5 protein-coding genes are annotated in these 6,141 nt (G+C 70.7%); 4 read left to right on the top strand and 1 reads right to left on the bottom strand.

Features of this window, described 5'->3' with window-relative positions; translation table 11 throughout:
• Positions 1 to 633: alpha/beta fold hydrolase (locus H0487_RS21260; protein ID WP_183096222.1), on the bottom strand; the 633-nt coding region annotated here is incomplete at its 3' end.
• A 118-nt stretch (positions 634 to 751) separates the two neighbouring features.
• Between H0487_RS21260 and H0487_RS21255 the strand changes: the two genes are divergently transcribed.
• The 4 genes from H0487_RS21255 to H0487_RS21240 all read left to right on the top strand — a co-directional run.
• Positions 752 to 2,575, top strand: a complete 1,824-nt coding sequence (locus H0487_RS21255) for a peroxidase family protein (RefSeq protein ID WP_183096221.1) — start codon at positions 752 to 754, stop codon at positions 2,573 to 2,575.
• 22 nt (positions 2,576 to 2,597) lie between these two features.
• Positions 2,598 to 3,914, top strand: coding sequence for a cytochrome P450 (locus H0487_RS24395; RefSeq protein ID WP_183096220.1), 1,317 nt, complete (start codon positions 2,598 to 2,600; stop codon positions 3,912 to 3,914).
• A gap of 61 nt (positions 3,915 to 3,975) precedes the next feature.
• On the top strand, positions 3,976 to 5,652 hold the full coding sequence (locus H0487_RS21245) for an FAD-binding dehydrogenase (protein ID WP_183096219.1): 1,677 nt from the start codon (positions 3,976 to 3,978) through the stop codon (positions 5,650 to 5,652).
• A gap of 83 nt (positions 5,653 to 5,735) precedes the next feature.
• On the top strand, positions 5,736 to 6,141 hold a 406-nt coding region (locus H0487_RS21240; protein ID WP_183096218.1), incomplete at its 3' end, for a response regulator transcription factor.

The following is a 6,141-nucleotide window of genomic DNA, read 5'->3' as shown; positions in this document are numbered from 1 at the left end:
CGCGTGGAAGGTCAGGCAGGCGTCGACGTGCGTCACCAGGGTGCGCGTGGACACGCCGGCCACCCGGGTCCGTACGGCGGCGCGCATGGTCCGGTCGCCCCGCGGACCGTAGGCGGCCTCGACCATGAGCGCGACGATGCCGCGGACGAACGGGCTGCGGGACGGGAGACCCGCCGCGAGGAAGAGGCCGCGGCGGACCGAGCCCGACACGACCCGGGCGACGGGCAGCGGGATGCCGCCCGCGATCTCGCGGCCCGCGCCGGGGCCGGCCAGGAGCAGCACTCCGGCGACCCGCGCGAGGAAGAGGTCGGGCCGGGCGGCAGCCAGCGCCTGGATGGTCATCGTGCCCATCGAGTGGCCGACCAGGATGATCGGTGCGTCGGGCTGGTCGTCGATGACGGCGCCGAGGTCGCGAGCGAGGTCGGTGATCGTGACCCGGCGCGCGGTCCGCGCCTCCGACCGGCCGAAGCCGCGGTGGTCGTAGGCCACGTGACGCACGCTCGTGCTGTCGAGCGCCGCGCGCTGCAGCTCCCAGGTCTCGTGGTTGTCGCCGATGCCGTGGACGAACACGACGGTCGCGGCCGGCAGCGCCGGGCCGGAGACCGTGACGTGGAGCGCAGGATCCAGAGCCATCTGGAGATGGTGACAGACCGTGGGCCCGTCCGTGGGGCTGTTCACGCAGGCGCGCGGGGCCTATGTTTCCGTGCGACAGCGTGACGCAGGACACACCGCGCCTCGAAGGAGAATTTCGATGGTCAGCATCCCGAATCCTCTCAACCTGGAGTGGTACCAGCACCCGTCGCTGATCCTCCAGCTTGCCGCGCTGTCGAAGGAGCGCGACGACCTGCGCGCGGAGAACCTGTACGAGCAGGACGGGATGCGGCCCGACGACCCGGCCGGCGACCCGCCGCCCGAGGTGGTCCGCGCCCGGACGGCGGACGGCACCTACAACGATCTCGGCTGCCCGATGATGGGCTCGAAGGACTCCGGCTTCGGCCGCAACGTGCCCATCGCCGACACCGTGATCGACCGCAAGCGGCTGCTGACGCCGGACCCTCGCGAGATCAGCCGTCGGCTGATGGCGCGCGACACCTTCAAGCCGGCCGGCATCCTCAACGCGCTGGGCGCGGCCTGGCTCCAGTTCGAGAACCACAACTGGTTCTTCCACGGCGACGGCCGGGCTGACCGGGTCATCGAGGTGCCGATCGGGGCCGACGACGACTTCCCGGAGAAGCCGATGCGGATCCGCGAGACGATCCCGATGCGCGGGGAGGTGGTCGACGGCCAGCCCGCGCCGGTGTTCGGCAACGCCGAGACCCACTGGTGGGACGGATCCCAGGTCTGTGGCAGCGGGGCGGCGAAGCAGGGCCAGATCCGGACGTTCGTCGACGGCAAGATCAAGGTCGACGACAACGGCCGGCTGCCCGAGAGCGACATCCCCGGCATCGACCTCACCGGCATGCAGGAGAACTACTGGTTCGGCCCAGGCCTGCTCCACACCGTGTTCGCGCGCGAGCACAACGCGGTCTGCGACGCCCTCAAGAAGGCCCACCCCGAGCTCGACGACCAGCGTCTCTTCGAGCTCGGCGTCCTCGTCGTCTCGGCCCTGATCGCCAAGATCCACACCGTCGAGTGGACGCCGTGCGTGCTGCGCCACCCGGCACTCCAGATCGGCATGAGCGCCAACTGGTACGGCGCGCTCGGCGAGACGTTCCGCGACAAGATCGGTCGGGTCGGCGACAGCGAGGCGCTCTCGGGGATCATCGGCTCCGCGACCGACCACCACGCGGCGCCGTTCTCGCTGACCGAGGAGTTCGTCTCGGTCTATCGGATGCACCCGCTCATCCCCGACGACTGGTCCTTCTACTCCCTGGCGAGCGGCGAGCACCTGCGCGACGCCTACTTCACCGACATCCAGGGCAGCGCCACCCGCGACTTCATGCACAGCCTGGAGATGGGCGACATGTGGTACTCGATCGGCAAGGCCAGCGCCGGTGCCGTGTGCCTCCACAACTACCCCAACGCGCTGCGCAACCTGACCCGGGTCGACGGCCAGGTCACCGACCTGGCGACGCTCGACATCGTCCGCGACCGGGAGCGCGGCGTGCCGCGCTACAACGACTTCCGCGAGGCGCTGCGGATGCCGCGACGCAAGCGGATCGAGGACATCACGCCCAACAAGCAGTGGGCCAAGGAGATCAACGAGATCTACGGCGGCGACGTGGACCTGGTCGACCTCCAGATCGGCATGCAGGCCGAGCAGCCGCCGAAGGGCTTCGGCTTCTCCGACACCGCGTTCCGGATCTTCATCCTCATGGCCTCGCGTCGGCTCAAGAGCGACCGGTTCTTCACCAGCGACTTCCGGCCGGAGGTCTACACCAAGACCGGCTACGACTGGGTCAACGAGAACTCGATGAAGGACGTGCTGCTGCGGCACTACCCCGAGCTCGAGCCGGTGATCGGTGACGTCGAGCGGGTCTTCGCGCCCTGGCACGAGCTGGGTGCGACGGAGCCGGGCAAGAAGCCGGTGATCCTCCGCGCCGCCGACACGGTCAAGTCCTACCTGCCGTTCTGACGCTCCTGAGAGGCTGACCTGCGTGGCACTCGACTTCAAGCACGCCTCCGTCCTGGAGGGCGTCCGGTTCACGGCCCAGGTGGGCGTCCCCAACGTGGTCCAGGGTCTGTTCCGGAAGCGGGAGGCGGTGGTGAGCGCGGTCGGCAAGCTGCCGGCCGACCACCTCGCCTACCGCCTGGTCGAGGGTCTGGAGAGGAAGTACGGACCGGACCCGTTCTGGGTCCGGGTCGGGGCGGAGGAGGCGCTGCTCCTCACGCACCCCGAGGACATCGAGGTCGTCCTCGGCGGGTCGCCGTCGCCGTTCGCGTCCGACCCGGACGCCAAGCGCAAGGGCATGGCGGCGTTCCAGCCGACCGCCCTGACGATCTCGCGGGGCAACCTGTGGGCCGACCGGCGTGCCTTCGCCGAGTCCGTCCTCGGCACCGGTCAGCCCGTCCACCAGCTCGCGGCGGAGTTCGCGGCTGCCGCGGTGGCCGAGGCCGACGCGCTGCTGGGGCTCGACCGGCCGATGACGTTCGACGACCTCAACGCCTGCTTCCAGCGGCTCACCCGCGTCGTCGTGCTCGGAACCGCGGCCGAGGACGACACCGAGCTGACCGACCTGCTCGGGCAGCTGATGGCGGCGGGCAACAAGATGCCGGGCGAGCCGGCGAAGGGCTACGACGAGCTCCACGCCCGGATCGAGCAGTACGTCGCCGCGCCGGACCCGACCGCGCTGACCGGCCTCATCACGAGTGCGCCCCAGAGCGCCGCGACCGACGTGCCGGGTCAGCTCATCCACTGGCTCTTCGCGATGGGGGACACGCTCCCAGCCAACCTGATGCGCACCCTGATGGTGCTGGCGACCCACTCCAAGGTCGCCGGCGTCGCGCGCTCCGAGGTGGCCGGCAAGGACATGGCGGACGTGGAGGACGTCGTCGGTGCGACGTACCTCGCCGGCTGCATCCTCGAGGCGATGCGGCTCTGGCCGACCACCGCGCTCTTCGGCCGGGTGCTGGAGGAGGACTTCCGCTGGAAGAACGGGCAGAAGACCCCGGCGGGCACCCAGGTGCTCATCCACAACCTCTTCAACCATCGCAACCGGGCGCGGGTCCCGTACGCCGACAGGTTCTCGCCGGAGGAGTGGACCAGCGGCACCGCGGCCGACGACTGGCGCTTCAACTTCTTCAGCCACGGTCCGCAGGGCTGCCCTGGTGCCGGGATGGCGATCTTCCTCGGCCAGGCGTTCCTCGGCCGCGTCGTCAACGCGGGCGAGCTCAAGGTCCGCAAGGGACCGCGCATCGACCCCGGCCGGCTGCCCTACGCCCTCGACATCTACGCCCTCGAGATCTCCCTCTAGGAGGCCGCCCTCGACGGCGTCCTAGGCTCTCCTCGCCCCGCCCGCTGACCGAGGAGACGTGATGTCCGACTTCCACCCCGACGTGATCGTCGTCGGCGCCGGCCTGGCGGGCCTGGTCGCCACCCACGAGCTGGCGCTCGCCGGCAAGCGGGTCCTGGTCCTCGACCAGGAGAACCGCAACAACCTGGGCGGCCAGGCGTTCTGGTCGCTCGGCGGGCTGTTCTTCGTCGACAGCCCCGAGCAGCGCCGGATGGGCATCAAGGACTCCCACGAGCTGGCCCTCCAGGACTGGATGGGATCGGCCGGCTTCGACCGGCTCGACGACGAGGACGTGTGGCCGCAGCGCTGGGCCGAGGCGTACGTCGCGTTCGCGGCCACCGAGAAGCGGCAGTACCTGCGCGACCTCGGGCTCAAGTCCCTCACCTTCGTCGGCTGGGCCGAACGTGGTGACGGTCGGGCGACCGGCCACGGCAACTCGGTGCCGCGGTTCCACCTCACCTGGGGCACCGGGCCCGAGGTCGTGCGGGTCTTCCTCGAGCCGGTGCTGAAGGCGGAGGAGGCGGGCCTGGTGCGGTTCGGCTTCCGGCACCAGGTCGACGAGCTGGTCGTCGAGGACGGCGCCGTCGTCGGCGTCCGCGGCAGCCTGCTGGAGGAGGACGACGACCTGGCCCGCGGGGTGAGGTCGTCGCGCGAGGTCGTCGGTGAGTTCGACCTGCGGGCGGCCGCCGTGGTGGTGAGCTCTGGCGGCATCGGCCACAACTTCGAGCTGATGCGCCGCAACTGGCCGACCGACCGCGTCGGTCCCGCACCGGAGCACATGATCGCCGGCGTCCCCGCGCACGTGGACGGCCGGATGCTGGCGATCACCGAGGCGGCCGGCGGCCGCATCGTCAACCGCGACCGGATGTGGGCCTACGTCGAGGGCGTGCACAACTGGGACCCGGTCTGGCCCGACCACGCGATCCGGATCCTGCCGGGTCCGTCATCGATGTGGTTCGACGCCGACGGCAAGCGGCTCGAAGGCATGTCCGGGGTCCCCGGCGCCGACTCGATCGGCAGCATGAAGCAGATCCTCGCCACCGGCGCCGACTACTCGTGGTTCGTCCTCGACCAGACGATCATCGAGAAGGAGTTCGCCCTGTCGGGCTCGGAGCAGAACCCCGACTGGACCGACAAGGACATCCCGCTGATGCTCAAGGACCGCATCATCGGCAAGGGCGCGACCGGCCCGGTCGAGGCGTTCAAGGAGCACGGTGAGGACTTCGTCGTGGCCGACACCCTCGAGGAGCTCGTCGCCGGGATGAACAAGATCGCCCGCGGCGGCCGGGTCCTCGACGTCGAGGCGCTGCGCACCGTCATCGAGGCGCGCGACCGCCAGGTCGACAACCCGTTCTGCAAGGACGCCCAGGTGATGGCGATCCACAACGGTCGCCGCGAGCGCACCGGCAAGATCATGCGGGTCGCCAAGCCGCACAAGATCCTCGATCCCGCGCACGGCCCGCTCATCGCCGTACGACTCAACATCCTGAGCCGCAAGACGCTCGGCGGGCTGGAGACCAACCTCGACAGCCAGGTCATGGGTGCCGACGGCGTACCCGTGCCCGGCCTGTACGCCGCCGGCGAGGTCGCCGGCTTCGGCGGCGGTGGGGTCCACGGCTACAACGCGCTCGAGGGCACCTTCCTCGGTGGCTGCATCTTCTCCGGCCGCGCCGCGGGCCGGGCGCTCGGCCGGGCCTGACCGACCGGCACCTCTCCGACCTGCACAGGATCTTCACGAGTCGTCCCGGCTTCCCGACGGTTCGCGCTCCTACGCTCAGGAGCATGGGAGCGCGACGCATCCTCGTGGTCGAGGACGAGCCGGTCATCAACGGTGCCGTCACCGACCGCCTGACGGCCGAGGGGTACGACGTCGCCCAGGCGTACGACGGACCGGGTGCGGTGGATGCCTTCGCGACGTACGAGCCCGACCTGGTGATCCTCGACGTGATGCTGCCGGGGTTCGACGGCCACGAGGTGTGCCGGCGGATCCAGGCGGTCCGGCCGGTCCCGGTGCTGATGCTCACCGCCCGCGACGACGAGACCGACGTGCTGGTGGGGCTCGGCGTGGGGGCCGACGACTACATGACCAAGCCGTTCCGGATGCGGGAGCTGGTGGCCCGGGTCGCGGCGCTGCTGCGCCGGGTGGACCGCGCCGCCGAGCTCGCCGGCGCCGCCGTCGGCGGCATGA

It is taken from the genome of Nocardioides stalactiti (assembly GCF_014180715.1).
Classification (GTDB): Bacteria; Actinomycetota; Actinomycetes; order Propionibacteriales; family Nocardioidaceae; genus Nocardioides; species Nocardioides stalactiti.
This window is presented reverse-complemented; position numbering and strand designations above follow the sequence as displayed.